Raw genomic sequence first — 26038 nt, forward strand, 5'->3', positions numbered from 1 at the left:
CGCCATTGGATAGCCGCACGAGACTGCAGTTTGAGTTCATTGAGATGTTGCTAGCATATGAAGGGGAGATAACCAATCAGCGCCTTAGGGAAAAGTTTGGGGTAACCAGCGTGCAAGCCTCGCGGGTATTGGCTTCGTATCGAGACGCATTCCCATCTAATACTCAAACTCTGAAAGGGAAAGGCCGTGGGCGATATGTTCCTACGGCTCGATTCAAGCCAGAAATCGCTAATCTTAGTATCGAGGCCTATTTCCGGTCGGTGAAAGACCAAGTTGCTCATGTCAGGGTGGAGGAGACCCAGAGAGACTTTACCAACGTTGATCCAGCACTGTTTCGAGTTATTCACTCAGCGATGGACCAGGGTGCAGCCTCCAGAATCATCTACAGGTCTATGAACAATCCGGATGGTATTGAACGTATTATCCATCCCTTGGCGTTTGTGTTCGCCGGGAGAAGATGGCATGTGAGGGGTTTCGATGAACTCACTGAACAGCACCGGGACTTTAACCTCGCCCGAATATCCTGCGCGGAGTCAGCCCCTAAGGGTGTAGAAACACCCACGGATATCAATTGGGAAGAAAAAGTTCAGCTCGAGTTACGACCACACCCATCATTGACCGAGGGACAAGAAAAACTGATTCGAGATGAGCTATTCAAAGGCGCCATTGGCAGACGCATTACTACTCGGCGCGCCTTGATAAGATATGTCTTGAGAGATTTAGAGGTTGCAGAAAACCCTGAAGTTCAGCACCCACCAGAGTTTCAAATTTATCTGTTCCGGACGGAATCACTTCGGGACGACGGGTGAGACTCGCATGCTACTAGTAATAATAGCCCGGAGACCTTGGTTCCGGGCCATCCAGAATAGCATCTGAGACTGCTATTAACGGGTCCATGCAGTCTGCTTTGATCCGCGCCCAGCTTATCCAGTCCTTGAGTTCGTCGCTGAGCTCCGCATTCCTGATCGCAACCTGCTCTACCGCATCGATATATTGTCGTAACCTTTCGGCTTCCAGCCACTGAGTGGCGCTTACCTTCAACTCTTCAAGTTGCTCCAGTTCCTGCTTTCGGAGCTCAACCTGGCGGTCGTATCGGTCTTTTTCTGTCTGCCATAATAGGCGTCTGCGTTCCTGCTCTTCAGCTCGGATACGATGTTCTGCGATCAGGTCTAATGCACCGGCAACAACTTGATGCAGCCGTTGCTCCAGCGGAGTTTTCGGCGTATCCCCCCAACTTCTGGATGGGTAACCGCCGATTGAAATCGTCAATTTTCCGGTTGGGTGGTGGTCGTAATCAGGTGGCCTTGGGTAGTGGTATCCGGTTCCCCAGCGATTCGGAGAACGTTGCCAGCGTTCAATTGCTTTTTTCTCTGTTGCGGTTACTTCATGCTTGCTCCTGGCGACATGCTCGCTGATTGCTATGGTCAACGAAGTTTCGTCCAATCCGATCAGGGTACAACTCTTTTCACGGTCCACCCAAACCTTCATACCCTGACGTTCAAGCGCTTTTATCAGTGTGTCGCCTATCAATAATGCTCTATCGATGGCATCTCTGGTCACTTCGAAAGCAAAAATTTCTCCCGGTGCTGAACGCAGTCCTTTGTAGTTGTCCCATCCGGATTTTTGCCTCAGTCGCTTGGATGCCTTCTTTATTAAGGGATGCGGAGATTCGAGCCGTTCTGGCACATCAACAAAGCCTATACGTTCTTGGGCTGTCGTGGCTTTTTTCCGCGAGGCATCGGGATTATTGGGGTCGTAAGTGCGTGACCGGCTGAGAGGTAGGGAGTAATTTTCAAACTCCCTGGCGATAGGAAGCGGAATTTTCTTCGGTGAATGTCCGGCGTTGATTTTTGCCCAGTACCCACGTGGCGGCAGAGGTATCTTGTGCTTGCGACAAACTTTTCCCAATGCAACACCGGATATCCCATAGCGCGGCGCAACTCTGGAGACAGGCTCTGCCCATACCTCGTTGTAAAGTGATTCTCGCGTAATTGCGGCGACGCTTTCCATAGGTAACCTCTGCTGATCGAAAGTGCCATTTTCTTTTATAGCCAAAGATATGCCTGCCCCGCCAATTTTTCGCTACGTCCGAATTTAAACTTTGTTCTGTTAGTACAAGCTATTGATTTATAAAGATTATTTTTAGTTTTTCTCTTGCATATTCTCAACCTCGTGAGAATATTTAATAAAAGCAGGAGGACGTAATGAAAAGATTAGTACCCTTAACTATAGCAATATTGGCCGCTGCCCTGGTTGGCTGCGCGGCCACCCCACGAGCTTACAATCCGGAAGAGTCTCGGGCTTTAAACCTGGCGAGAGCCGGTGGCATCTACGATATGGACTTGCGGGATTCTGGGGATGGCACTCGCTCCTACAGTAAAGGCATGTTGGTGCCATTACTGGATCTCGCCAGCCTGGCGACTTCATTCGATGCACCGCTTCGACATCTCTCAGGTAGCCAGACGTTTTTGTCCAACGCTACTGACATCATGATGACTCCAGACAATCCGTCGGCGAGACCAAGCCTGATGGGATGGATGCCTGCGTCGATGGCCACTTCGGAGGCTCAGGCATATGAGCAGTATGTGGATCTGTTGGACCAGGCCATCCGGCTAGCTGCCAATGATATGGCGTTGAGTGCCACCAAACTCAGTAACGTGGAGACGCCTGAGATTGAGGGCCATCCTCTTATGCTTTGGTCGATTGAAAGCTCTGAGCATGGATGTGGTGTGGGTCAATGTGTGGTTGCCTACAACATCAAAACTCCGAATCGCTGGAAGTCACCGCCCTACGTGGAAGGTACTGGACCTGAAAGCTACAACATCGCGGCCAATCATCCAGAGAATTACTCTCGCCTCATTTTCCGGCAGTCAGGTGAACAACAAAGCTTCCCTGTGGACGAGTTCTACCGCACGGTCAGTGGTGCCTTACCATCCTGGATGGTGATGTATTTTCCTCCCGGCACCGTCGTCCAGGATGGCGAACCGCTGCCGTACCCGCTGCTTTACGAGCAGGGCCAGCGACTGATGTTCAAGGAGCCAGATCATGAGTGACTGGCATGATGAACTTGAGTTCGCGCTGTTGCCGCTTGAAGACGCCAAAATCGATAGCAACTGCATGACCTCTGTGATCAGCAATGCTCTGAGTGAGCAAGGCATCTTCCATCAATGTCGTATCGGATACGCAGAGGACCGACTGAGCCGAATGGCCACCGCTCCCCATTGCTGGATCGAGCTCGAACAGGGCTGGTGTATTGATCTGCGGCTCAGGCATTGGCTAGGCGATGAGGACGACCTCCCTCACGGTGTATTCCAGCCATCCAGCTACCCCAGAGTTCGATACCAAGGCAGTGCGTGGCTGGTTCCACGCCTGGACGCGGGAGATTTGAAGACGATGACGAACGATGTCTACGACAAAGTGAAACTGCCATGGCTGGCCGGGCGATCCAGAGCGGCCTGACGCCGGTCAAAATTTGCATTTTCTCAGGTTCTGGTAGCCTCGAAGTAAAGAGCCATCGGGGACTGAAACCATGGTGAGGGTGACAAAAATAGTAGCAGTGGGGCTCGCCGGGATCGTCGTTGTGGAGCTCGCCTTAAGGGGTACCGATGCAGTGCTTTACGCATGGTATCTATTGTTCGTGCTCTGGGTGATCCTACTGCTCATTCGCTTCGCAATGGCCGCAGTCGATGCTTACAAGACGGTTTTCACCAAGGGACCCGATGGGCAAATGACGTTTCCTGAATTCGAGAAAAAGATGGCGTCGTTTAGTCGAGGCGGTGGTAGGGAAGAAAACGGTCCAAGCAGCACGACAACCTCCGGCACCGGGAGTCAAGAAGGCGCAGGCGATCTGTTCGATGACTTCAGAGTCAATCCGATCTTCCGAGAGGATGATCCGTTCGGGGAGTTTTTCGACGCTTGAGGTGGTTCCTTTTGGGTACAGATCAGGAGAACCATAGGTTCGAGCCGGGTAGCGGCCACTAGAACCACCTAAAACAGACCGGCCAAAGAGAACCATTTATAACAGACTGAGGAGCGGAAGATGTTTATTCGAGCCTACCTGCGGGCATCCACTCAGGAACAGGATGCAGAGCGAGCCCGGGAGTCACTGGTGCAGTTCGCGGCCAACCACGGTCAGCGCATTGCGGCTTTCTATGTGGAGAACGTGTCCGGCGCTACTTTGCACCGCCCCGAGCTTATGAAGTTGATTGCGGATTCCGGTGAGGGTGACATTGTGGTGGTCGAACAGATCGACCGGCTAGCCCGCCTCAAACAGAGTGACTGGGACTCGCTCAAGCAAAGGCTGGCCACCAAGCGGTTAGCCATAGTCTCTCCGGAGCTTCCAACCAGCTGGCTAGCCCTGGAAAAGAAAGATAACACCGGATTCACCGACTCCATCCTCCGGGCCGTAAACGCCATGATGCTCGACATGTTGGCAGCCGTGGCACGTAAGGATTACGAAGACCGCCGGCGTCGCCAGTTCCAGGGCATTCATAAAGCCAAAACGGAGGGAAAGTACCAAGGGCGGCAGCCAGACCTGAAACGCAGACAACACATCGCCAGCCTTCTACGCAGCGGCCACAGCTACAGCGAGATCCAGGAAATGCTGAGTTGCTCGCGACATTTGATTGCATCTGTCGCCAAAGAACTAAGACAGGCCGATGCTATGGCCTGAAACCATCGAAATGCCCTGTTAGGGCAATCAACCATTGGAGACCTAAATATGCTGAATCTATCTGCCACCCTGATTGCATTCTTGAGCTTTGTCGCAGTTGTGCTTTTTATCTGCGTGATGGCTTACCGCAACGCTGACCGTTTGGAAGAATTCGCAAAGCGCAGATTCCGAAAGAGAGCGCCCCGCCATAATGGCGGCCCGAAATAAAATCGGGGCAAGCTGGTGTTCTTGCCTAAAACGGGCAATTTGAGAGCCCTGCCTCCAGCATTGTCCATGGCAGCATATGCGTGAGACCGATATGAGGTTATGCACATGACGGACAAAACAGCGATGCTTCCTGGCAGCTTTCTCCTTTTTCTGGAACAGGAAGAAAAACGGACGCAACAGAGGGAGAGCTCGGGGGTTCCGGCTCTCAAAATACTAATCAACGCCGCTCACAGTGGTGGTGGCCAGGCCCGCCATGTCAGGCGCTTCCTGCTAGGTCTTTATAATGCCAGTCACTGGCCATTCGAGTTGGATAGGCTTAGGACGCTGGATGCCGATCTTCAGCAGGCGGCTCTAGAAGTTTTGGCGTTGGATTGGAATGGCCGGGAGGTTCATACCTACGTGTCTGGGGGAGACGAGCTCTTTCATTCCTGGTGGGTCTTGGAATCCAGAACCTGACCACCGGCGCTCTCCAGCAGACATTCTGATTCCATCTCGTCGAGGATATCTGCGGCTTTTCGTTTTGCAGCATCAACAAGCTCCGGTTTCTCGGATGCCAGAATATCCTCAAGAGTTCTCAATGCTCGTTCCTCTTCTGCTGTTCGGACTGGCCCTCAGTAACGGTGGCATTCCATATAATGGGGCATTATACCCCTGATCACGCCTTAAATGTCCAAGCTCGCGCCCCGCTTTCGCAGCCACTCTTTTCGCTCGCGCCAGTCCGGTAAGACCTTGTCTACCTCATTCCAGAAAGCATCAGTGTGGTTGCGGTGGTGGAAGTGACAAAGCTCATGAACAACAAAGTAGTCAATGATCTTCGGCGGTGCCATCATGCACTTCCAGTGGAAATTCAGCGCTCCATTGCGCCCGCAGCTGGCCCAGCGGTAGCCCATGTCCTTAACCCGGATTGAGCTGATTTCAACACCCACTTTCGGGGCGAAATAAGCTACCCGGTCGGCAAACCTTTGTTGGCCCTTGTCAGCATAGAACTGTTCAAAAGCGGTTCTTGCCGCTTGTGTGCCACCTTGCTCAATCAAGTCACGACTGAGGCAAAAACGTCCATCTTTCAGCTTCAGAGATTCGTCCTGACCAGACACCAGACTTAGCCGATAGGCACCGCCCAGGTAAAGAAAGGTTTCGCCATTGACCCACTCCCGCGCCACCGCCGTGGCATTCAAATCTTTCCACTCAGCCAAATTTCGGTAGATCCAAAGGCGCTTGCTTTCCACCAAAGAGTCCACTTGCTCGGGTGTATACCCCACTGGCGGGCGTACGACTATTTGCCCATTACGCTCAATTACGATATCCGTCGTCTTGCGCTGGCTTCCTGGTAACAACTGATACTCGATGTCTCGCACGCGTCTTGGTGTCATCGGTTTCCTTATTGATTCTCTGAGCTTTTCAGCAAGGCATCGTGACGGTTCTTGGCCAGTTTCATGATCTCGACAGCAATGCGTTCCCGGCGGGATTTTAGCTCGGAGATCCCGGTGAGGGTAAGCGCGGTCTTAATCTCGCTACGTGTCCTCTTCTGCTTATCGGCATTGTTCCAAAAATCAATACTGCCGATGCTGTGCTGAAGCGTATCGACAATTGCTTCCATCAGGGCTTTCATCTTCGCGTTCGCTTCCGGAGGAACAACACCATCCTCAAAGGCTTCATTGGCGATATGCTCATAGAAGGTCGTCGCTTCCCTACTCATGCCAGCTTCGCCCTGTTGACGGCCTTCTACGGCTACTTTACGAAGGTTCTGCAGCTCTTCAGCCAACTTTTCCCATTCACCCTGATGGCGATCGATCAGCTGCTCGACCTTTTCCGAAAGACTTTTATAGAAAGCTGGGTCTTCGTCATGGTGCACGGTGCAGTGCTTGCGGATTGCGTGCTCCATCTCGCTGGCCTTGGCTTCGGCATTTCCCCCGGCGTGCGCATTGAGCTGATCGAGAAAATCCTCTGACAACAACTCCACCGGCGGCACTTTAGGATTGATCCCAAGGCTGATCAGGTGTTCGTTGATCAGATCCCGCACCTTCTGTCCAGCATCGCCTAAACTCAACGTGTCGTCTTTGTAGCGTTCCTTTGCCACCCGCTGGATGTAACCCAGTCGCTTTGCGGGAACCCGATATGGCTGGCCCGCGGTATGGGGCAGAATGATATCCAAGCTGCTCAGGAACTTTTTGAGGTAAACGTCAAAGTCCGCCCGAAGCTTTTCATCCTTTAGCAGCTTCACTGCCTCATGGACCACAGCCGCATCATCTTCAACTGAAGGCAGCTCCCCCTCAACGAACGCCTGAATCTGCCGGACCTTGTTATCGGTGAACAGGTTTAGAAGCCGCTGGTACCGCTCCTGCAGCACCGGAACCTCGGAGGTAATGTTCTTCAGCCCACTGGCCAGTTCCTGCTGTTCATCCGTAGCAGCGTACAGCGTCAAAGCCTCAGTGAGCTTGTACGTCAGGCCAACGTAATCGACTACATAGCCCCGTTGCTTGCCCTTTTTCACCCGGTTGGTGCGCGCAATGGCTTGCAGTAGAGTGTGCTCACGGATCTTTTTGTCCAGATACATTACCTGCTCAACGGGCGCATCAAAGCCAGTAAGCAGCATGTCACAGACCACCAAAAATGCGATGCCAGTGTAGGGTTTGTCGGGGTCATCAAAGGCAAAGGGCTTGCAGAAATTATCGACCGCATTCCAGGCACGAGCTTGTCTACGGGCCTCGGTGATATAGGCTGCTTCGTTGGTGCCATCGCCGGAAATTACCACTGCTGCCTTCAGAAACTCGATTTGGCGAATTCTCTCTTCATCCAGTGCTGACTCTGCCCTCATCACCTCAAGCGTATCGGCTAAAGCCTGATGAATAGCTTTCTGGTAGCGCACCGCTACCAGCTTGGAGTGGCAAACCACCTGTGCCTTAAAACCATTAGGAAAGATATGAGCCAGGTAGTGAGCTACTAGGTCCCTGGCAACAGCCTCGATACGCTGTTCGGCCTCCAGAATGTCGCCCGTGGCACCGTACTTTTTCTTGATAGCCAACAGTTCTTCTTCAGAGCGATCTCTGAACAGGTTTTCAAACTTTGTATCGAAGACGTGTTTTTCGTTCAACGCGGCGTCCGAGGTTCGACCCTCATAGAGAATCTGCAACGTGGTGCCATCTTCAACCGCATCCATCAGTTTGTACTTATCGATGTACTCACCGAATCGCTTCACTGTGCGTTTTTCACCGTGGCGTTCGGTAATCAGCGGCGTTCCGGTAAACGCAATGCGAACGGCATTGGGGAACGCCTCAAAGATATTCTCCCCCAACTCGGAGCTCTGGGTACGGTGGGCTTCATCGATCATCAGCACGATGCGGGAGGAGCGATTGACCACCCCAAAGGTCTCCTTACCCGGAATCGCCTGGTAGGTACCCAAGGCCTCAGCTACGGAAATCGGCAGGCTCTGATCGGCAATCTGGAACTTATGTGCCATCACCATGTTGATGTCGGACTGGTCCGAGGCCAGATCCCAGCGAAGGGCCTGCCGACTTTCAATCACGTTGACGCGCCCGCCGATAAGCGTCGCCGTTTTGGCCAGCTGTTCTTCCAAGTCGGTACGATCATTGATCAGCACCAATTTGTAGTCATTCAGGTCTTTCGACGCTCGCAGCATGCGCGCTACAAACACCATGGTCAGACTCTTACCCGAACCCTGCGTGTGCCAGACCACCCCGCTCCTGTCTTCTGCTGTCTCGCCGTGGCGCAGGCGCTCAATAATTCTATTGGCGGCGCGGAATTGCTGATAGCGGCATACCACCTTGATTCGCGGTCCTCCGTCAGTATCCATATACACCGACGATGTACGCAGAATGCGCAGCAGGTTCGTTTTATTGAGCATCCCCTCGATCAGTCGATGCTGGGCATTCATCCCCTCAGCGTCGGAGTCATCGCGGGGCCATAGAGTTTTCCACGGGTAGAAGTGCTCTTCGCCAGAAGTGATGGTGCCATAGTCGGCCTCCATACCACTGGACCGAATCAACAACAAATTACTGTGAAACAGGCGAGGCTCGCCTTCCTTCAGGCCCTGGCGTGCGGTGTCTTCGCGCCGGTTCATATAACGCTGCAACTGGACAAAAGCTTCGGCCATAGGATTGGCGCAAGTGGGCCCGCCCTTCTTGCACTCCACAACGGCAAGCGGAATCCCGTTCACGAACAGCACAATGTCAGGGATGATGAACTGCTTAACACAACCGGGAGTGTCTATACGGAATTGGTTGATAGCCAGAAAGTGATTATTCGCCGGTGTATCGAAATCAATCAGTTTAACGACCGGATCCTGCTCACCGGTCTCTTCGTTGGTATCCACCTGGGCCTTGAATAGCAGCTTCTGTACCGCTTCGTTGGCTTCAAGCAAGGTGCGATTAGGTTGCCGAAGAACATGCTCCTGCAAGTCCACAAGCTGCTTGTCGGTCAGCCAGGTATGTCCTCTGGCACCCTGGTTCAGCGATGCCACTGCCTTGGTGAACACGTCGGGTAGCAACCACTGGCGAAAGCTTGCACGATGACTACGCGTCGGGTCGGACGGAATCTCCTGGCCCTGGTCGATGATCTCCCAACCAAGTGCTTTCAATTGCTGCAGAAACGGCTGCTCAACCTCCGTGTACTCACTCATTATTGTTCTTCCGATACATTATTCACACTGCTTGCTGCAACGGAACCTGTTGCAGACGGTTCAGGGCTAGTTCAAGTTTCGGAAGGTCGAACAATCTAAGCTTGCGCTGGGCTGCAAAGTCTCCCTCTGACCAGTGGCTTACACCTTTCAGCAGTGCCGCCGGCTCTGGCTCGACATGCTCTTCGGCTAACAACCAGTCTACTGTGGATAAGAGCTCCAACCCAAAGGGCGACTCAAAGCCATCAATCAAACGTGTGGTCTTTTCAAGCGCTGGCAAGTAGGCGCTGGCTTCCGTTTTCAGATACAGCGCCACCCTGTCACGCTGGGTATCGTTGAACCAGATGGTATCCAAGGGATCACTGTCGCTGATGCGCTTTTCGCTTTTCAGATAACTGCCGTCCAGTGCATCCAGAAGATGGCGCAACCGGTCGGCGTAAGGGCCGTAATGTTTGGCCTCAAAACGCAAATCCAGGGGGTTGTCCAGGCCTTCGGCTTCGATGGCCCGTTCCAGGAACCAGGCCAGTTTTTGGATTTCCAGAAAGCTGCACTCCATCCCCAGCACCCAGTAACGGCGTACCAACTCAGCAATCAGGGCGCGGGCCGGCGTCAGTTTTTCCACACCTCTTTTTTTGGCGACATTCTGATATCGGCTGGTCGGCTCATAAACGACAATCTCCACACCTTCGAGATCACCGAGTGCCTGATCGATATGAGGTTTCACATCTGCCCATTTCAGGCCGCCGTTACCGGCGCCCAGGGGAGGAATGGCGATGGAGCGTACTTGATTGTCTTCGATGAAACGACGCAGATCAGCAAGACCGTCGATGATCCATTCCATCCGGGACTTGGCGCGCCAATGCTGCTTGGTCGGGAAGTTAACAATCCAGCGTGGACCCATCAGTTCGCCGGTTTCAGTGACAAACATCCGTCCAGTTTGAACCTCCCCATCCTTACACGCCTTGGCGTAGGCCACCATATTGGTCGGGAAACGCTCCTTGAACATCAGTGCGATCCCCTTACCCATCACACCAACCGTATTGACGGTGTTCACCAGCGCCTCTACATCGGCGTCGAGCAGGTTGCCGGTGGTGTAACTGATCATTGCATTCTCCCCAAAATGAGCTTTCGACTCAAAAATACCACTGAGGCATACAGTGGATATCCAATTGGACGCCCAACCTGGCCGCCTGTTCTTGCAATTCCTGCTTTACCTGAGGGGTATAGCACACCGCGCCCATCAGCGCCTGAATGGGTACTTGCCCATGAACCAGTGCCTCAGCCTGGTAGCGTTCGACCTTCTCCGGGTCGTTCGGGTCGCGCTGGAAGTTGCGCTGCTGCAACAAAGGCCAGTCGATGGCATTCAGGTTTATAGGGTCATTGTAGTAATTTACCGTCACAGTGTAAGCATGGCGGTCGGTAAATACATAAGGCAGCCCCAGCTCTACAACCCGGTGCAAGCTGGAAACCAGAATCACGATATCCGCATTCGCTACGCGAGCAACCCCGCCACGGCCGGTATAGATGTTGTACAACATCGGGGAAAACGGCGTGAAGTAAAACGGCACGTAGTCATTCAACATGCCACCCGGTGGTAGCGGCACCACACGATGTGCCCGGCGGTCTATCAGTTCCTGGTTGCCGATGGTCACCCAGTCTGGTGAACGTGCAGTGCTGTTGCCAGCATGCAGACCATTAACCAGAATCCAAGGCAGGTTCCGGCGATGGGTTATCCTCCAAATCAGAGCCTTATCGGGATTCAGGTTCGAATATGCCATCAGCAGAACATGCCTCTGTTTACAACTACGTCAAGCGCCAGGTTTCGACTTCTGACCTCTTTAAGGACCTTGTCTCGCACCGTTTCATTTGGCACATACAACTTAAAAAAACCTGAAGGACTGACAGGTTCCGGCGATAAACACTCCGCCATACAGACACTTTTACAGTCAGAGTCGTGATAGTCCCTTTCCTGCATCAAATCCCAGTTAACCAGCTCAAAACCCTCTTGATAATCGTAAAATCTAAACTCCTGTCTGGCTAAAGGATGCTTTGGCAGTATCTTCCAGTTATTTCCCTCGGCAAGGGCGCGCCGCACTGTAATCAAAACGAATTCTTCATTTGGCCGATCTTTTTGAACACGCCCGTCAAAGGGGTTTCGTGAGAACCAGTGAAAAGGGACGTAGTTCTCCAGTCCATGCTCACCTCGGCCGACTAAAATCTCCGCATCGGCCACATCGTGGAACTCTTGCAAACCAGCTCGTGGCTGCAAGCCATTGTCCAAAATCGACCCAATATTATTCAGGCTTGTCAGATGATAAAGCAGTTTTTGTTCTTTAATGGTTGGCACAGATTATCACTCCTTGATAGCTAGACGGTTTCGACAGCCCGCTCTTCCTCGGATTCAACACGAACCGGAACCTCACCCGTCAAAAGGTCATGCATTAGGCCAAATTTTAGCCTTTTTAGTTTTTTCAGCTCTATTTCTGCACATGTTTTTCGGTTATCTAAAAGTTGGACTTTATCTGCAATAGCCGACTGCTCCTCCTTTCTCATATAGGGAAAAACTAATTTGCTCACAATCCCATTGTTCAAGCTTGGCATCGTCGAACCAACAGCTAGCCCATCGACTTGTCTTTGAATCATCGAATGTCGATAAGCCAGAGAAAAGAAGCGCGAGTCTAGACTGCTTCCACCTAGCCTCAAAAGAAAGCATCCAGTACCACACACCCATCCCTCTTCCGTTTGGCTTATTGCGGCAGCTCTGCTTAACTCACCACGCCTTGCGATAATAATATCGCCTATTTTCAGGCGATGTTTTGCAAGGGTTTGTGCACGAGACTCGGTAATGCGAGCTATGTGTGAGTCATCAACACTTCCATTGTTAATATCCTGCGGCATGACCACCGGTATTCCCTCATCTGTATATTCATGCGAGTGCAGTTGGCTACCGAAAGGCCCAGTTTGTAAGTAACCGCCCGACTTTTGGAGAATTTCGCTAAGTTTGAGCGTTTCCCAATCGTTTGGAAGCCACCCAATCGGAGTTTCCTGATACAGCTCCGGGGACTGTTCGCGACATGGGCGTAGTTGGCCATCCGAGCCGATACCGCGGGTAAAAAGGTCGTGCATCAGCCCGGCCTTGATCTGCTGGTACTTATCGATCAGAACTTGGGTCTTTTCGATAGCCTGGTCAATGGTTCCCAGAATTCTGGCGATTTTCTGTTGCACCTCAACAGATCTAGGCAACGAGATCGCTACCCGCCCTACATCTCGGCGATTGATTTCCAAGAACGTACTGCCTGCTGCATAACGTTCAAACTTGGCCTTGTTAAGAGACAGCTGATAAAAAAGAAAATTGCCATCAACCAGCGGCCTTGGGACAAGATTCTTGAAGCCTTGGTTGGTCGTTAACGGCCTCGCCGCTATCTTTAACTCACCTATGGTCGCTCTCGAGGTAAGCAGGAGCGTTCCTTCCGGCAATAACTTAGCTGATGAGGAGGAGATACCGATCTCTGTCACAGTATCCCTTGTGTCGAAGAGGTAGTTCGTTTGGCAAGCGGTTATATCAGTCGGAGTCACCCAAGGGATATGTCCATTCCAAAAACTGGGGTTAGCTCGTGCCGGTGTGCCGCCACTGGAAATGTCTGCGAGCTTCTCCAAAGGACTTTCGATCCACTCACTCATAACCCAACTCCACCAAATACGCTCGCAGCTGCTTCGACGCCTCTTCTCTCTCTGTTTCGATCTGACGAGCTGTGATGGCGTACTTGGTCCAGAGATTTTCGATGGCCTTAGTACAGGCCCGTTGCTCGGCATGCAGGTAGGCACTGTAGATGCCCAGCAATCGCGTCTTGAGACGGGCAATAATCACAGTGCGGGCCTCATCGATAGAAATCTTCTTGCGAGCACTTTCAACGAGCTCATCACGCTTGCTTTCGATACCTTTGAGCGTCGCTTTCAGTGCCTTAACTTCATCTTCGAGGGCCTTATGACGGGTCAGGCTGGTTTCGATTCGCTGAGCGCTGTTCCAAGCGTGGCGGCCTTGAGCCACGGCATCACGTAGTGGTGCAATCCATTCACTGTCGAAGCCCTGCTCTTCGGCCAACTCGACAATTCGCAGACCATTTTCAAAGGTGGGATCCTTTCCGGCCAGGCCTTCGGTGCAGTAATAGCCTTTCTTGCTAGCTGGTGGCAGTTTATCGACGACTTTCAGTTCCGCGAACAGATTAGCGGTGAGGCTTTTGATAGCTTTGAGCTGGGCCTTCCAGTCGGCAGTAAGGGCCTTGAGTTCATCCTTTTTGCTTTTGACCGCGTCACCGGGCATTACACCAGTATCTTCGGTGTCTTCAAAATCCTCTTCGTCCGCCGCGGCAAACAATGCTTGCAGTTCGGCCAAGCGGGCCTGAGCCTGCTCCTGTTCGGCCAGCACCTCCGGGAACTGGCTTTCCAGAATCTCGTCATCCGGAATCAATTCAGGCCCCCAGCCACTGGCTGCGATGGATTTGAAGTCAGATTTGAGACTATCGAAATAGCTGGCGAGAGCACCACGTACCTGGAAGGGCGTGAGCAAGCCGTTATCCGCCAGGGCCGCTTCAATGCCTCGCAACAACTGGCTGCGCATCACATAGACATTGCGCGGCCTGGCCTGCTGATTGGCGGCATCCGGTGCCAGGGCCTCGACCACTGGTAAGTTGTCATCCCACCAGGCCTCCAGCACGTCCATTACTCGCTTGTTAGCAGCGGCTACGCCCGGATGTTGGTTGATAAGCCCGGCAATCTCTCGCTTGTCTGTCAAAGCCGGCGCAAAGTCCATGTAATCGGTGTCTCGTGGAACGAACAGAGCACCCTTGAGATCAATGTAATTGCGCCAGTAGTTATCGAGACTGTCGATTTCCACAATTGGCACGCCGCCATGGAGGTGTGCGCGCACGTCATGAGGCTCCGGTGGCGGAGCATTGTCGACGTACCGGCGGATGTTGCAATTGTATTCTTCCTCACGCAGCTCAGCCAAATGTACCGGGCGGGCGTAGCCCAGAATCTCTTGCCCCTGACGATAGGCGTAGATAATTTTATCTATATCTTCAGGACGTAGATGATTCTGAGCTTTGCCTTCACGGTATTCGCGATCGGCATTTATGAATAAAACTGAGTCACGCTCCCGGGCACCGGCTTTGTTCAGTACCAGAATACAAGCGGGAATGCCGGTGCCGTAGAAAAGGTTGCCGGGCAGGCCGATCACGGCCTCCAAGTAGCCCTGCTCGATGAAGTACTTACGCGCCTCTCGCTCCTCACCGCCACGGAATAGCACACCGTGGGGCATCACCGTTGCCATACGGCCATCGTGCTTGAGCACAGAGAGCATATGCTGAACGAACATCAGATCAGCTTTCTTGCCCTTCTCCGGCATCATGACAGGAAAGCGCCCGGTGAACTTGAGGTCTTTCTTGATGTAGTTCTGGCTAAAGGGAGGATTCGCGACCACCCGATCGAACCGCTTTAATTCGTTGTTCTCGTCAAGGTGCTGTGGCTCACGAATGGTATCTTCCTGGCGGATATCAGCGTGGGAAATGCCATGCAGCAGCATGTTCATCTTGCAGATCGACCAAGTGGTGCCGATCTTTTCCTGGCCGTACAACGCCAACTCCCGGGCATCGCCACCTTTTTCCCGCAGAAAGTCGCGCATCTGGATCAGCATACCGCCAGACCCAACGGTCGGGTCGTAGACGCTCATGCCTTCTTCCGGATCGCAGATTTCAGCGCACAGTCGAACCACTTCCCAGGGAGTGTAAAACTCACCGGCTTTTTTACCGGCGGAATCGGCAAAGTATTTGATCAGCCATTCATAGGCGGCACCCAACAGATCCGGGAACTCGAAATCCTCATCTCGCAGGGGGATTTTCTCGAAGTTCTGAACGAAGTCAGCAAGAGTGTCATCATCTAGAGTGCGCTGGCCGATCTTGCGGTTGAAGTTGATGCCACTGAGCACATCCTGCAGAGCATCCGGGTTAGCGTCTTCAATTGCGCCCAGCGCTTTGTTGAGGGCAGAGCCTACGTTCTCTTTGACGTGCTTGAGCGCTGGGCGCTGCACAATTTTGGTCTTTATTCTGCCGTCTTTATCCTTGACCGCCTCGCCTTTCTCATTCTTTACAGTCACGACCTCTTCCCAAGGCTCATTCCATCGGGCACTTGGTGGCACATAGAAGTACTTGCCCGAATAATGATCCGGGTCGACCAGTTCTCCCTCGATGTCTTCATCTGACATTCCTTGGGCCTTGAACTGTTTGCGCAGTTCATCCCGCCGTTCATCGAACAAGTCACTGGCACGCTTGAGGAACAACATGCCGAAGATGTATTCCTTGTATTCGCTGGCATCCATGCTGCCGCGCAAGTCGTCGCAGGCGCGTAAGAGCAGGGATTCGAGATGGGAAAGCGTCAATTTCATCGTGAAACCTTGGTATTCATCGGACTGCCTCTGCGCTCTGTGGCATAACCAGGGGCGAGGACAGCGTTTGAGCATTGTTTAAGTGTTTCGTGGTTCCGCAGCCACAGGTGATACTCGTAGGCGGGTAACCGGTGATCCGAGCTACAGTCCACATTCCAATGGCGCAGGAGGTAGCAGGCACGAGCAGCTCGAATGGCGACTCGCCGCACCGGCTGCGTAGTTTGTGAAGAAGTGTCTGCTCGGTCCATATTGAAGTCGAGCGCAATGGCCTTGGGATGATCGTGTCCCGGATGAGGTACTAACTCTAGAGTGAGCTGTTGGTTCCACTCAGTGTCTGCGGCTTGCAGTTCGGCAGGGGCTATCTCGGTATGGTCGATACGTATGTCAGTGATGCGGGTGCAGACAAAATCACGGAACTGACTGTGCTTACGGCAGTAACCGCGTACGTGCCAACGCTGGCCATTGTTGACGATACTATGCGGTACGATCACCCGTTGGCTACCGCCAGAACTGAGAGATATGTAGATAAGTTTGACAGCTTGCCCCTGACTGATGGCTCTACTCAGGGTAGCCAGGGTGTCTCGCGGTGGCGCAATCAGATCGGGGGTATCCTCGCAGAATCCCGACACTTCCCGGGGTGAAGTCACCCCATCGCCAAAGCCATGGGCCAGCGTGTTGAGGGCCGTCTGGCTGTCATGAGGGAACAAGGGCTTGAAGTGGCCTGTTCGATAATAACGCTTGTTTTCGTGGCGTAAGACCAAATTCTCCGGGGCGAGCTCGCGGTAGAGGGTGAAATCTCGGGTACCAGAAGCCACTGCCGTACCGAAATGTTCCATCAACTCGCCACGGGCGATAGAGCCCTGATACTGAAGCCGGAAATCAATATAGGCCAGACGCTCGCGTTGAGCATAGGCGTAGTTGTCTAGTTTTGTTGCGGGCTCAGCGAACACCTGTAGGCACCTTCATGCGGTGGACGATGGCTAGCTACCTTAGAGTATCCGTTGTAATGTAGCAATCATTTTGATTCTTTCTTCAACAAGCTAGACGTCAGCTGGTATCAGACCTTCCAGCTCCAATTCATCCATATCGCAAGCAAGCTGGAAGAGCGCTGCTTCATTAGCTTGGCAAAGCTTTCGAATCTGTACCTGATTGGCGTTTGCACGTCGTAGCACCTCAAAGCCCTTTTCGGTCGCCTCTATTACCGGTAGCTCCCAATCATGAGCTCTGGAAAATGCTCGTTTGTAGTAACGATACTGTCCTTCCCGAGGAATGTAATGACTGATCACTCGGTGCTTTCCAGAACCGTCGTTCTTTCGCTTGAATTCGTTGTAAAACCAGAACATCTCAAGTTTGTTATCCCGCAGTCCGGCCCGGCAACCGTAATGCCCCGGATATCCGGGAGTGCTAACGCCACGATGTTTCCTGTTCTGAGCCCAGAAAAAATCACACCAGCGTTGTGCTATGTAAAAGTACCGGTGCTGTTCGAGAATCGTGCTCTTGTATACAGCCCGGAGGAATAGTTCAGAATCGCTATAGGCCCGAACAGTCAGTTCTTCATGATCAATACCCTCATGCCGGGCAGCTCTTCTCCAGGCAGCTGAGACTTCTTCAATCTGTGTGTTTTGATTGGTTGGTTTCATCACAAGGTGCTCCGTTTGTAATCACGGAGCAAATGTTATCCAACCGACGGCTTCAGGCTCCTATCCGTTCTTTCCCTTTTTGGGCGCATAGAAAGCCTCCAGGTCTCTGACTCGGGTGGTAGAGCACCGAGACCTAGCCAGTTTCTCTCCAGATAACTTATCTGATGGGGGATCTGAGGCAATCATTCCCATAACTACAGAATTTTGGCAGAAGAGCGGACGCCCATACCTCCCCCTTTTTATGGGGGACCTATCGTTATGACCTGTTGATCCGGCAGGTCTCCTGAACATTTTTGAGTGTTGGGGTGGGAGTCGTTGATGCGAAAGATTCATCACAAAGGTCTGTTGGGAGACCCGAAGCTGGCTGCAAACTCTCATTCGCAATTCAGCGAAATAACCGAGCCTCGAAAGGGACTCCGAAGAGACTCATCAGAAAAAATTGACGTGGGGATCGTCTTCAGAGACGAATGGATTTAGGGGTCATGAAGGTTGCTCTTAAACTCCTGGGCAATTGTTTGCTCGGTGTAGTTTCTCCGCCTATCGCCGAGGATATCTTGAGCACTGTGCGAACCTTGGGAATTACTTGATCACAGCGCACTGAGGATCTCAGTGCATCAAAAAATGCAACTGATACCGAACACTGACTTTCACATGTGAAAGTCACACAACAGAACGGATCGAAAAATATACGAAAAACGGAAAAATCAGGGAGAAAAGCCAGGGTTTTATCTTTACGGCTTCCTCTGACTCGATTTTTAGTTTTTTTATCCGTTTATTATCAATTAGTTAAAATGAAGACCCGCCTTTACGCCCTTTAAGGGCAATTCGACGGTTCTCCCCCAAGACGAATATTTCCGATGATTGCTCCCGTCAATTAACAACCGAACTGGAGTAGTCATGAAGAAACAACCAAACACTACAGAGCGTCTGCTGACCTATGAAGAAGTCTGCACTGTTCTGAAAACATCACAGGCGACACTGCGCCGCTATGTAAAACAAGGCCGGTTTCCAGCCCCTGTAAAACCCAACCCCAATGGCAGGGCTGTCCGCTTTCGCTACCAGGATGTAAAGGCTTGGCTGGACAAGCTGTGAGAGGGGCTGAGTGATATGCAATACAAACTGCAAGAAGACGGGCTCTATGTTTTATCAGGTGACCACTGGCAGCGTGTAGGCGGTTGGATTCAGGTAATGGCTCGTACCAGATTAACCGATAAACGGCACGGGCATGGAGCGTTGCTGGAGTGGCAGAATTTCGATGGCGTGAAGCTACGCGAGGTCGTCTATGCCCGAGATCTCAACAGCGATAATGCCCGGCAGGTGAGAGATATGCTGGTTGATACCGGTTATCCACTGACACCCGGGCAGGCAAGCTGGAGCCGGCTTCAGCACTATCTGTTGGAACAGATGGCTCTGGCCGAACCGGCGACAGTGGTTAATCGAACGGGTTGGCACGGTGGAGTATTTGCTACCAGTAACTGGACTATCGGCTCAGCTGACGAGCCCCATCACTTCGTTGGTCAACTATCCGGTTCGCCTACATTGCAGGAATCCGGCAGCCTGAGTGACTGGCAAACGTATGTTGGTCAGTTATGCCGAGGTAATCCACTTGCAATATTCAGCATTGGAACGGCACTGGCTGCGCCACTGATTGTGTCTGCTGGTATGGAAAATGGCGCCATCCATCTGGTTGGAGCATCGTCGACTGGGAAAACGACCTTGTTGCAATTGGCGGCCAGCGTCTATGGGAGCAACCGCTATGTCCGCAGTTGGATTTCAACCAGTCACGGACTAGCGGCAGTCTCATCAGAGCATAACGACATGTTGTTGCCGTTGGACGAAATCGGAATGGCTCGCCCGGAAGACATCGATACGGCCATATACCAAATCATGAACGGCTCAGGGAAGTTACGGGCTAACGTTTCCGGCGAGCTGGCCGCGACCTCTCATTGGCGAACGCTGGTGTTGAGTAGCGGTGAAGTCTGGATTGCTGAGCTACTCCAGCAGATCGGTAAGCCGCTACGCGCAGGCCAGCAGATACGCCTGGTGGAGCTCCCAGTGTTTGGGACCTACGGTGCGTTCGACGAATTACATGGCCACAATCATCCTCAGCAATTTGTGGACGAGCTGAAATCGTCTTGTCAGCGCTACCACGGCACTGTCATCCGGGAGTGGGTGTCATTGCTGACCGAGCGTCACACTGAGCTCAGTCAGTATCTAAATCATGAGGTTGGTTGTCTGAGCGGTGCTTGGTCAAACGATCAGATGGCATCCCAGGTGCAACGTGTCATCCGGCGTTTTGCATTGATTGGGGCAGCACTTTGCCTCGGAAGCAGAAATTTCATCCTCCCATGGTCCGAAGAGGAATCTCTATCGGCAGTCCACAGAACTCTGAAGGCCTGGCTGGATAACAGGGGTCATTCCAGAAATTCTGAGGAATTCCGGCTTCTCAAAGCGCTGGAGCGGGCCATGAAAGTCTGGGACCGCAGTCTCAGTGATATCGAACAAGCGAGTGGCCAGGGGGGAGCTGGTTTTCGACGCTCACACGAGGGGCGAGAGTTGTGGTTGATCTATAAATCGCACTTCCTGAAGCGACTAGGGCTGCCGACCCATTACATGAGGGAAGTGGAGGTGCTCTTACAGCGTGACTGCCTGGTGAGTAATGAGCGCTCCCGGGGGACCTACAAAACTAGGGTCAACGGAGATTGGCAGCGGTTTTTCGCGCTCAGGCCTGACCAAGTTAGGCGGCAACTTGAAGAGCTGGAGAGGGTTGAACATGAGGACTGACTTGGTGTTCCCAATTTCCCAGTTTTCCCACTTTGGTTATGGCGGTGTAGGGGTAGAGCGATGACAGAAAAAGAAATGTTACAGCGGGTATTGCAGGATATGATGGTCCTCAAGAAAATCATTTTGGACCACATTAATCGTAGCAAGACCCCGGAGGCCGACAAGGAGATCATGAGTCTTGAAGACTGTGCGGAATACACGGGACTGAAGAAAAGCACGCTGTACCAGTTAACCTCCCAAAAGAAGATCCCCCACTTCAAGCCAAATGGTCATCGGATCTTTTTTCGGCGCGCCGACATCCTGAAATGGCTCCAGTCCAACCGGATCGCGACAGCGGACGAGATCGAACAATCGGCTGCTCAGCACCTGGTGAGCCACCGAAGACCAGGACGGCGGGGTGTATGATGTGGGGCAGGTGTAAAGAGGGGCTGTGAAAGCCCCTCTCGTCACTTAGGCTGCACATTCCCCAACTCCGTCCAGTGTCTCCTCAAATATGTCAGGAAAACTCCTCATGGCCTCTGTGCGGCGGGTTTCGAGAATGTCCGCGTAGATCTCGGTTGTTCTGAGCTCACTGTGGCCCAGAAGCCGGGACAACGAATAGATATCCACACCCCTGGCCAGTTGATTGACCGCAAAGGTGTGCCGTCCGGCATGGAAAGTGACATTCTTGGTGATTCCTGCCCGCATGACCCACTGCGCTAATGCAACGTTGGTGTAGGAGTCATACTTCAGACCCTTGAATACCCTATCACCTGGCTTACCGCGATTCTCCAGGTTCAACAATCTCACCGCTGAGTCTGGAAGATCCAGGTATTGCAGTGAGTTCCCGGCGTTCACCAGCTTCTTCTGCCGAAAAATGATGCGGTAGTGGCCATCGGCGAATTCCTCTATCTCACCCCAGACCAGCTTGTGGATATCTGACCAGCGAAGGCCAGTAGTGCAGGAAAACAGGAAAGCCCGCCTCAGCACGTCATACCGGCATTCGGCTTTGGTCAGAGCCCGGACCTCTTCCAGGGTCAGGTAAGTCCGTTTCGTGTTTTCCGGCTTGATGGACTTAACCTGTTGAACCGGGTTGTCGCGGACAATGCCGTCCCGATAGGCCTGGTTGAGCGCTGCCCGAACCTTGTTGAAGTAACTGCTAGTCGTGTTCTTGGCCAGTTTGGTTCCGGATTTGGTGGTGGCTTCATGCTGAAGGTAGTGCCGGAACCCCTCCAGGAATCGCTTATCGACTTGTTCAAAGGTCAGTTCAGACAAGCCATGGTAGCGGTGTAGGTGATGACGGGTGGAGATCCAGATCGAATGGTTGGATTTGCTCACGGAAGCCTTCTCGTCGGTCAACTGGTCGAAGTAATCGAAGAAGCTGGCAGACAGCTTGGTCCGATCATCCAATCCATGTTGTGACGACTCGATTTCCAGCAGCCGTTTTGCCCGGATGGCCTCAGCCTTCTGATTCACGGTCTTGTTGTGCTCACGCTCCGCCGGAAGGCGGGGTTTGTCGTAGATGAACAGGCTCAGGGGCTCATATGAGCGCTTCTGCGCCCGAGAACCGTTCTGGTCTGTCTTGGAACCGTGATAGTAGACCAGTCGCAAGGCACGGTGGCCGTTCTTGTCTGGTTCTCGTTTCTGGATAGTGATTTTCATGTTTGCTACTTTTGTGCTCCGAGTGCTCCGAAAACTTATACTCGGAGCACACACGGAGCAAGAGGGGGCAAAACGGATCAAATTGCCTGCAAAGAAATAGAATAAATTTATTTATAAAACAATGGCTTATTTGTATTTGATTGGATGCTTTTCGATCTTTTTGGCCATTTTACTTCCCGATACAGAACGAACTGAAAATTTTCCCCAACAGTTCATCCGGGGTCAGCTGGCCGGTAATTTCTCCCAGCGCATCCTGGGCCGCGCGCAGGTCCTCGGCCAGTAGTTCCCCGGCACCGTAGCCTTCCAGTTGGCTCTGGCCCTGAATCAGCGAATCCCGTGCCCGCTCGAGGGCGTCCAGGTGCCGGCGACGGGCAAGAAATCCGCCCTCGGTACTGCTGGCAAAGCCGATGCACTCCTTGAGATGGTCCCGCAGGATATCCAGCCCTTCGGAGGACTTTGCCGCCAGGCGAATCACCGGTGCTGACTGACCGGTCCCGGTCGAGATACCCACTGTTTCACCAGACAGATCGACCTTGTTGCGAATCACCGTCACGGGCGCATTGTCCGGCAACTGGTCGATAAAATCCGGCCAGATTTCATGGGGCTCGGTTTTGTCAGTGGTGGTGGCATCCACCAGCAGCAGGATCCGGTCGGCTTTGTTGATCTCCTCCCAGGCACGGGCGATGCCGATCTGCTCCACCTCGTCCGGGCTGTCCCGCAAACCGGCGGTGTCGATGATGTGCAACGGCATACCATCAATGTGGATGTGTTCTTTCAGTACGTCCCGGGTGGTGCCTTCAATGGCGGTGACGATGGCGGTTTCCCGGCCGGCCAGGGCATTGAGCAGGCTGGATTTACCGGCATTGGGGCGGCCGGCGATCACCACGTTCATGCCGTCCCTCAGAATGGTGCCCTGCTCTGCTTCGGCAAGGATCGCGGTTACCTGCTCCAGCAACCGGGCCAGATCACCGGCCACTTTGCCATCCGCCAGAAAATCGATTTCCTCTTCGGGAAAGTCGATGGCGGCTTCCACATAGATACGCAGGTGGGTAACAGCGTCAACCAGTTGTTCAATCCGGCGCGAAAACACCCCCTGCATGGAACGCACCGCACAGCGGGCCGCCTGCTCGGAACTGCTTTCAATCAGATCCGCAATGGCTTCGGCCTGGGCCAGATCGAGTTTGTCATTCAGAAACGCGCGCTCGGAAAATTCACCCGGTCGGGCCAGGCGCGCACCCTGGCTGCAAACTTCCCGCAGCAGCAGGTCGAGGATCACGGTCCCGCCATGGCCCTGCAACTCAAGCACGTCTTCGCCGGTAAAGGAGTGGGGGTTGGGGAAAAACAGGGCGATGCCTTCATCAATCAGGTTGCCCCCACCATCCAGAAACGGGCCGTAATGGGCATAGCGGGGTTTGGGGTCATACCCCAGCACCCGGTTGGCAATGGCACCGGCCCGGGGGCCGGAGACCCGGACAATTCCCACCCCGGCCTGGCCGGGAGCCGTGGCAATGGCGGCGATGGTGTCAGTTGTCGGCTGCATGCTTTGTCTTCCGTTCAGAAACAACAAAGGCTCCCTGCAGGAGCCCTTGTCTGGTCAGAAATACGTCAGGTCTCAGTATTTCTTGTCGGCGGTTTCCGCTTCAATCTTGCGGGTAATGTACCACTGCTGGGCAATGGACAGCACGTTGTTGGTCAGCCAGTAGAGGACCAGACCGGCCGGGAACCACAGGAAGAAGATGGTGAAAATCAGCGGCATGCCTTTCATCAACTTCGCCTGCATTGGATCCGGCGGGGTCGGGTTGAGACTCATCTGGATGAACATGCTGGCGCCCATCAGGATCGGCAGAATGAAGAACGGGTCCATCTGCGAAAGGTCATTGATCCACAGGAAGAACGGTGCATGACGCAGCTGTACCGCTTCGAACAGAACCCAGTACAGGGAAATGAACACGGGCATCTGGACCAGGATGGGCAGGCAGCCACCCAGCGGGTTGATTTTCTCCCGCTTGTACAGCGCCATCATTTCCTGGGACATGCGCTGGCGATCATCACCGTACAGCTCTTTCAGGCGGTTCAGTTGCGGGGCGACCGCGCGCATTTTCGCCATGGATTTGTAACTGGTGGCCGACAGGTGGAAGAACACCAGCTTGACCACCACGGTCAGCAGGATGATGGAAACACCCCAGTTACCCACAAGGCCGTGGAACCACTGCAGGATGTAGAACAGTGGCAGGGAAATAAAGAACAGCCAGCCGAAATCGACCGTGCGGTCGAGGTTTGGCGCCAGGTCTTCCAGGCGGTCGATGACTTTCGGCCCGACATAGGCCTTGGCGCCCACTTCGGCGGTTTCACCCGGGGCAACGGTGGTAGCCGGATAAACGAAACCCATCACGTGCAGTTGATCACGCTTGGTGGTCTGGAACTGGGCCGGCTGGTCCTGTTCGGGAATCCAGGCGGTCAGGAAATAATGCTGCAGGAAGGCCAGCCAGCCATTGGTCACCTGCTGGTTGATACGTTCTTCAGACAGGTCGTCGAAATCGTATTTCTCGTAAGGGTCTTCCGGAGTACTTAGCACCATGCCCAGATAGGCCTGGATGCCCATGCTGGCCTGGGAGGTCGGGTCCGGCGACTGATCGCGGACAATCTTGCCGGTGAAATTACTTTTCCAGGGTTTATCGGATTTGTTTTCAATCAGGTAGCGAACGTCAATTTCGTAACTGTCGCGGCCAAGAACATACTGTTTGGTGATATCCACACCGTCTTCGGTGGTGTGGGTCAGATTGATGCGCAGCTCGTCTTCGCCTTCGGCAAGCTGATATTGCGCGGATTCGGCATCAAACACCGGCGGGTTGCTGGCGTTGCGGCCATCCGGACCGTCGCGGCCAATCAGTCCGCTTTCGAGCAGGTAGGTTCTATTGCTGGTGTTGCTGAGTAGCTTGAGCGGCTCTTTGCTGTCCAGGGTTCTGTCGTGCTTGAGCAGGGCGCTGGACACCAGATTGCCGCCAATACGGTCGATGGTCAGTTCATAGACATCGGTCTTGACGGTGATGTAGCGGTTATCCAGGTTGGTATCGCCCTCATCGGAGGCCGTCGGGGCATTACCGCTATCAGGTGTGGAAAACTCGTCCCCGGAAGTACCTTCACCGTCAGGCAGCATCATTTCATCAGGCGAACTGTTGCTGTTACCGGTGACTTCGGATTGGGCAACCTGATCCGTGGCTGGCTGGTGATAGTCCTCGTTCCAGGCCAGGACCATCAGGTAACTGACAATCGCAAGACCGGCAAACAAAACGATGCGTTTGATATCCATAAACTTAATGTCTGGTCTGAGTAGTGGAATGGGGGCGTTCAGTCTGATTGCTGTCGTACTGGTGTTCAGGCGTTACCGATGCGTTGGTGCCGGGAACCGGATCATAACCGCCTTCCGCCCATGGATGACATCGCAATAGACGGGCACCAGCCAGATAACTTCCCTTCAGCGCACCATGCTGTTGGATCGCCTCGATGGCGTATTGTGAACAGGTTGGATGGTGTCGGCAATGGCTGGCCATCATTGGACTGATGGCATACTGATAAAAACGGATGGGCAGAAGCAGTAACTGACGCATTAACCGGTACCTCGGGATTTTGCGTCTGAGTATTCAGACTGTGCCTGAGCCTGTTTGTATTTTTTTTTCACTCTGCGCCAGAGATCATCCAGAGCTTGCTGGATAGCTGAGTTGTCGAGGTGGTTCAGGCCTTGTCGGCCGAGGACAACAATATCCAGATCCGGCAGATTCTGCTGGTGTCTGAAGGTTTCCCTGACCTGGCGTTTGATCCGGTTTCTCTGGACCGCCAGTCGTAAGTTTTTCTTTGAGAAAATAAGACCGATCCTGGCATGTCCCAACTGATTGGGTGTTGCCAGGATCAGAAAATTCCGATGCGGAACTTTCAGGGTTACGTCATCGAAGACTTTGCTGTAATCCGAAGGCTTCAGAAGCCTGTGAGATTTCGGAAACCCCAAAGTCTTCACAAGGTAATCC

At 53.1% G+C, this 26038-nt stretch carries 25 protein-coding genes; 9 read left to right on the forward strand and 16 right to left on the reverse strand.

Features of this window, described 5'->3' with window-relative positions:
- Positions 1-5 precede the first annotated feature (5 nt).
- Positions 6-809, forward strand: a complete 804-nt coding sequence (locus tag BMZ63_RS08930; protein WP_091704568.1) for a BrxR family helix-turn-helix transcriptional regulator — start codon at positions 6-8, stop codon at positions 807-809.
- A 13-nt stretch (positions 810-822) separates the two neighbouring features.
- Here the strand turns inward: BMZ63_RS08930 and BMZ63_RS08935 are convergent, their stop codons facing one another.
- Complete coding sequence (locus BMZ63_RS08935; RefSeq protein WP_091704571.1) at positions 823-2055, reverse strand: hypothetical protein; 1233 nt, start codon at positions 2053-2055, stop codon at positions 823-825.
- A 149-nt stretch (positions 2056-2204) separates the two neighbouring features.
- Here BMZ63_RS08935 and BMZ63_RS08940 point away from each other — a divergent pair, with 149 nt between their 5' ends.
- From BMZ63_RS08940 to BMZ63_RS15300, 5 genes are all read left to right on the forward strand, one after another.
- Entirely contained in the window at positions 2205-3053 is an 849-nt protein-coding gene (locus BMZ63_RS08940; protein WP_091704573.1) for a hypothetical protein, read from the forward strand.
- Positions 3046-3459 carry a hypothetical protein gene (locus tag BMZ63_RS08945; RefSeq protein ID WP_091704576.1) on the forward strand — a complete coding sequence of 138 codons (414 nt, stop codon included), beginning with the start codon at positions 3046-3048 and terminating at the stop codon, positions 3457-3459. Before BMZ63_RS08940 ends, BMZ63_RS08945 begins: the two co-directional genes overlap by 8 nt.
- Before the next feature lie 70 nt (positions 3460-3529).
- Entirely contained in the window at positions 3530-3919 is a 390-nt protein-coding gene (locus BMZ63_RS08950; RefSeq protein ID WP_091704579.1) for a hypothetical protein, read from the forward strand.
- A gap of 120 nt (positions 3920-4039) precedes the next feature.
- Positions 4040-4672 carry a recombinase family protein gene (locus tag BMZ63_RS08955; protein WP_091704582.1) on the forward strand — a complete coding sequence of 211 codons (633 nt, stop codon included), beginning with the start codon at positions 4040-4042 and terminating at the stop codon, positions 4670-4672.
- 330 nt (positions 4673-5002) lie between these two features.
- Positions 5003-5335, forward strand: a complete 333-nt coding sequence (locus tag BMZ63_RS15300; protein WP_425319892.1) for a DUF7673 family protein — start codon at positions 5003-5005, stop codon at positions 5333-5335.
- On the opposite strand, the gene BMZ63_RS14965 is transcribed toward BMZ63_RS15300, so the two are convergent.
- The 10 genes from BMZ63_RS14965 to mobI form a co-directional block, all read right to left on the reverse strand.
- A complete protein-coding gene (locus tag BMZ63_RS14965) occupies positions 5302-5457 on the reverse strand; it encodes a hypothetical protein (RefSeq protein ID WP_177187054.1) in 156 nt (51 codons plus the stop codon). The two genes, BMZ63_RS15300 and BMZ63_RS14965, sit on opposite strands and share 34 nt — an antisense overlap.
- Before the next feature lie 84 nt (positions 5458-5541).
- Positions 5542-6249, reverse strand: coding sequence for a M48 family metallopeptidase (locus BMZ63_RS08965; RefSeq protein WP_091704585.1), 708 nt, complete (start codon positions 6247-6249; stop codon positions 5542-5544).
- Between the two features lie 8 nt (positions 6250-6257).
- Positions 6258-9515, reverse strand: a complete 3258-nt coding sequence (locus tag BMZ63_RS08970) for a type I restriction endonuclease subunit R (protein WP_091704587.1) — start codon at positions 9513-9515, stop codon at positions 6258-6260.
- Positions 9516-9537: 22 nt separating this feature from the next.
- The gene (darG, locus tag BMZ63_RS08975) at positions 9538-10617 is read right to left on the reverse strand and encodes a type II toxin-antitoxin system antitoxin DNA ADP-ribosyl glycohydrolase DarG (RefSeq protein ID WP_091704590.1); all 1080 of its coding nucleotides are present in this window, start codon (positions 10615-10617) and stop codon (positions 9538-9540) included.
- A gap of 28 nt (positions 10618-10645) precedes the next feature.
- Positions 10646-11290, reverse strand: coding sequence for a type II toxin-antitoxin system toxin DNA ADP-ribosyl transferase DarT (gene darT / locus BMZ63_RS08980; protein ID WP_091704592.1), 645 nt, complete (start codon positions 11288-11290; stop codon positions 10646-10648).
- Positions 11290-11859: a DarT ssDNA thymidine ADP-ribosyltransferase family protein gene (locus BMZ63_RS08985; RefSeq protein WP_091704594.1), complete on the reverse strand. Its 570-nt coding sequence runs from the start codon at positions 11857-11859 to the stop codon at positions 11290-11292. The genes darT and BMZ63_RS08985 overlap by 1 nt, the downstream gene beginning before the upstream one ends.
- Before the next feature lie 20 nt (positions 11860-11879).
- Complete coding sequence (locus tag BMZ63_RS08990; protein WP_091704596.1) at positions 11880-13193, reverse strand: restriction endonuclease subunit S; 1314 nt, start codon at positions 13191-13193, stop codon at positions 11880-11882.
- Positions 13186-15951, reverse strand: a complete 2766-nt coding sequence (locus BMZ63_RS08995) for a class I SAM-dependent DNA methyltransferase (protein ID WP_091704598.1) — start codon at positions 15949-15951, stop codon at positions 13186-13188. The genes BMZ63_RS08990 and BMZ63_RS08995 overlap by 8 nt, the downstream gene beginning before the upstream one ends.
- A complete protein-coding gene (locus BMZ63_RS09000) occupies positions 15948-16901 on the reverse strand; it encodes a WYL domain-containing transcriptional regulator (protein ID WP_227663469.1) in 954 nt (317 codons plus the stop codon). The genes BMZ63_RS08995 and BMZ63_RS09000 overlap by 4 nt, the downstream gene beginning before the upstream one ends.
- A 90-nt stretch (positions 16902-16991) precedes the next feature.
- The gene (mobI, locus tag BMZ63_RS15150) at positions 16992-17591 is read right to left on the reverse strand and encodes a conjugative transfer protein MobI(A/C) (protein ID WP_227663468.1); all 600 of its coding nucleotides are present in this window, start codon (positions 17589-17591) and stop codon (positions 16992-16994) included.
- Between the two features lie 897 nt (positions 17592-18488).
- Here mobI and BMZ63_RS09010 point away from each other — a divergent pair.
- From BMZ63_RS09010 to BMZ63_RS09020, 3 genes are read left to right on the forward strand one after another with little or no spacing between them, the layout of a single operon-like run.
- Positions 18489-18683, forward strand: coding sequence for a helix-turn-helix transcriptional regulator (locus BMZ63_RS09010; RefSeq protein WP_091704602.1), 195 nt, complete (start codon positions 18489-18491; stop codon positions 18681-18683).
- A gap of 15 nt (positions 18684-18698) precedes the next feature.
- A complete protein-coding gene (locus BMZ63_RS09015; protein ID WP_091704604.1) occupies positions 18699-20375 on the forward strand; it encodes a DUF927 domain-containing protein in 1677 nt (558 codons plus the stop codon).
- A gap of 60 nt (positions 20376-20435) precedes the next feature.
- Positions 20436-20780: a helix-turn-helix transcriptional regulator gene (locus tag BMZ63_RS09020; protein ID WP_091704607.1), complete on the forward strand. Its 345-nt coding sequence runs from the start codon at positions 20436-20438 to the stop codon at positions 20778-20780.
- 45 nt (positions 20781-20825) lie between these two features.
- On the opposite strand, the gene BMZ63_RS09025 is transcribed toward BMZ63_RS09020, so the two are convergent.
- From BMZ63_RS09025 to rnpA, 5 genes are all read right to left on the reverse strand, one after another.
- Entirely contained in the window at positions 20826-22016 is a 1191-nt protein-coding gene (locus BMZ63_RS09025) for a site-specific integrase (RefSeq protein WP_091704608.1), read from the reverse strand.
- Between the two features lie 169 nt (positions 22017-22185).
- A complete protein-coding gene (mnmE, locus tag BMZ63_RS09030; RefSeq protein WP_091704611.1) occupies positions 22186-23556 on the reverse strand; it encodes a tRNA uridine-5-carboxymethylaminomethyl(34) synthesis GTPase MnmE in 1371 nt (456 codons plus the stop codon).
- 72 nt (positions 23557-23628) lie between these two features.
- A complete protein-coding gene (yidC, locus tag BMZ63_RS09035; protein ID WP_091704614.1) occupies positions 23629-25326 on the reverse strand; it encodes a membrane protein insertase YidC in 1698 nt (565 codons plus the stop codon).
- Between the two features lie 4 nt (positions 25327-25330).
- Positions 25331-25624 (reverse strand): membrane protein insertion efficiency factor YidD, encoded by a 294-nt coding sequence (gene yidD / locus BMZ63_RS09040; RefSeq protein WP_091704620.1) that lies wholly within the window; start codon positions 25622-25624, stop codon positions 25331-25333.
- On the reverse strand, positions 25624-26028 hold the full coding sequence (gene rnpA / locus BMZ63_RS09045) for a ribonuclease P protein component (RefSeq protein WP_091704623.1): 405 nt from the start codon (positions 26026-26028) through the stop codon (positions 25624-25626). Before rnpA ends, yidD begins: the two co-directional genes overlap by 1 nt.
- Positions 26029-26038 lie beyond the last annotated feature (10 nt).

Origin of the sequence: Marinobacter persicus (assembly GCF_900114155.1) — a bacterium.
GTDB lineage: Bacteria > Pseudomonadota > Gammaproteobacteria > Pseudomonadales > Oleiphilaceae > Marinobacter > Marinobacter persicus.

Coding starts and splice junctions, on each gene's coding strand:
- BMZ63_RS08940 (WP_091704573.1), top strand. CDS start 2,205: ATGAAAAGATTAGTACCCTTAACTATAGCAATATTGGCCGCTGCCCTG.
- BMZ63_RS08945 (WP_091704576.1), top strand. CDS start 3,046: ATGAGTGACTGGCATGATGAACTTGAGTTCGCGCTGTTGCCGCTTGAA.
- BMZ63_RS08950 (WP_091704579.1), top strand. CDS start 3,530: ATGGTGAGGGTGACAAAAATAGTAGCAGTGGGGCTCGCCGGGATCGTC.
- BMZ63_RS08955 (WP_091704582.1), top strand. CDS start 4,040: ATGTTTATTCGAGCCTACCTGCGGGCATCCACTCAGGAACAGGATGCA.
- BMZ63_RS15300 (WP_425319892.1), top strand. CDS start 5,003: ATGCTTCCTGGCAGCTTTCTCCTTTTTCTGGAACAGGAAGAAAAACGG.
- BMZ63_RS08965 (WP_091704585.1), bottom strand. CDS start 6,249: ATGACACCAAGACGCGTGCGAGACATCGAGTATCAGTTGTTACCAGGA.
- BMZ63_RS08970 (WP_091704587.1), bottom strand. CDS start 9,515: ATGAGTGAGTACACGGAGGTTGAGCAGCCGTTTCTGCAGCAATTGAAA.
- darG (WP_091704590.1), bottom strand. CDS start 10,617: ATGATCAGTTACACCACCGGCAACCTGCTCGACGCCGATGTAGAGGCG.
- darT (WP_091704592.1), bottom strand. CDS start 11,290: ATGGCATATTCGAACCTGAATCCCGATAAGGCTCTGATTTGGAGGATA.
- BMZ63_RS08990 (WP_091704596.1), bottom strand. CDS start 13,193: ATGAGTGAGTGGATCGAAAGTCCTTTGGAGAAGCTCGCAGACATTTCC.
- BMZ63_RS08995 (WP_091704598.1), bottom strand. CDS start 15,951: ATGAAATTGACGCTTTCCCATCTCGAATCCCTGCTCTTACGCGCCTGC.
- mobI (WP_227663468.1), bottom strand. CDS start 17,591: ATGAAACCAACCAATCAAAACACACAGATTGAAGAAGTCTCAGCTGCC.
- BMZ63_RS09010 (WP_091704602.1), top strand. CDS start 18,489: ATGAAGAAACAACCAAACACTACAGAGCGTCTGCTGACCTATGAAGAA.
- BMZ63_RS09015 (WP_091704604.1), top strand. CDS start 18,699: ATGCAATACAAACTGCAAGAAGACGGGCTCTATGTTTTATCAGGTGAC.
- BMZ63_RS09020 (WP_091704607.1), top strand. CDS start 20,436: ATGACAGAAAAAGAAATGTTACAGCGGGTATTGCAGGATATGATGGTC.
- BMZ63_RS09025 (WP_091704608.1), bottom strand. CDS start 22,016: ATGAAAATCACTATCCAGAAACGAGAACCAGACAAGAACGGCCACCGT.
- mnmE (WP_091704611.1), bottom strand. CDS start 23,556: ATGCAGCCGACAACTGACACCATCGCCGCCATTGCCACGGCTCCCGGC.
- yidC (WP_091704614.1), bottom strand. CDS start 25,326: ATGGATATCAAACGCATCGTTTTGTTTGCCGGTCTTGCGATTGTCAGT.
- yidD (WP_091704620.1), bottom strand. CDS start 25,624: ATGCGTCAGTTACTGCTTCTGCCCATCCGTTTTTATCAGTATGCCATC.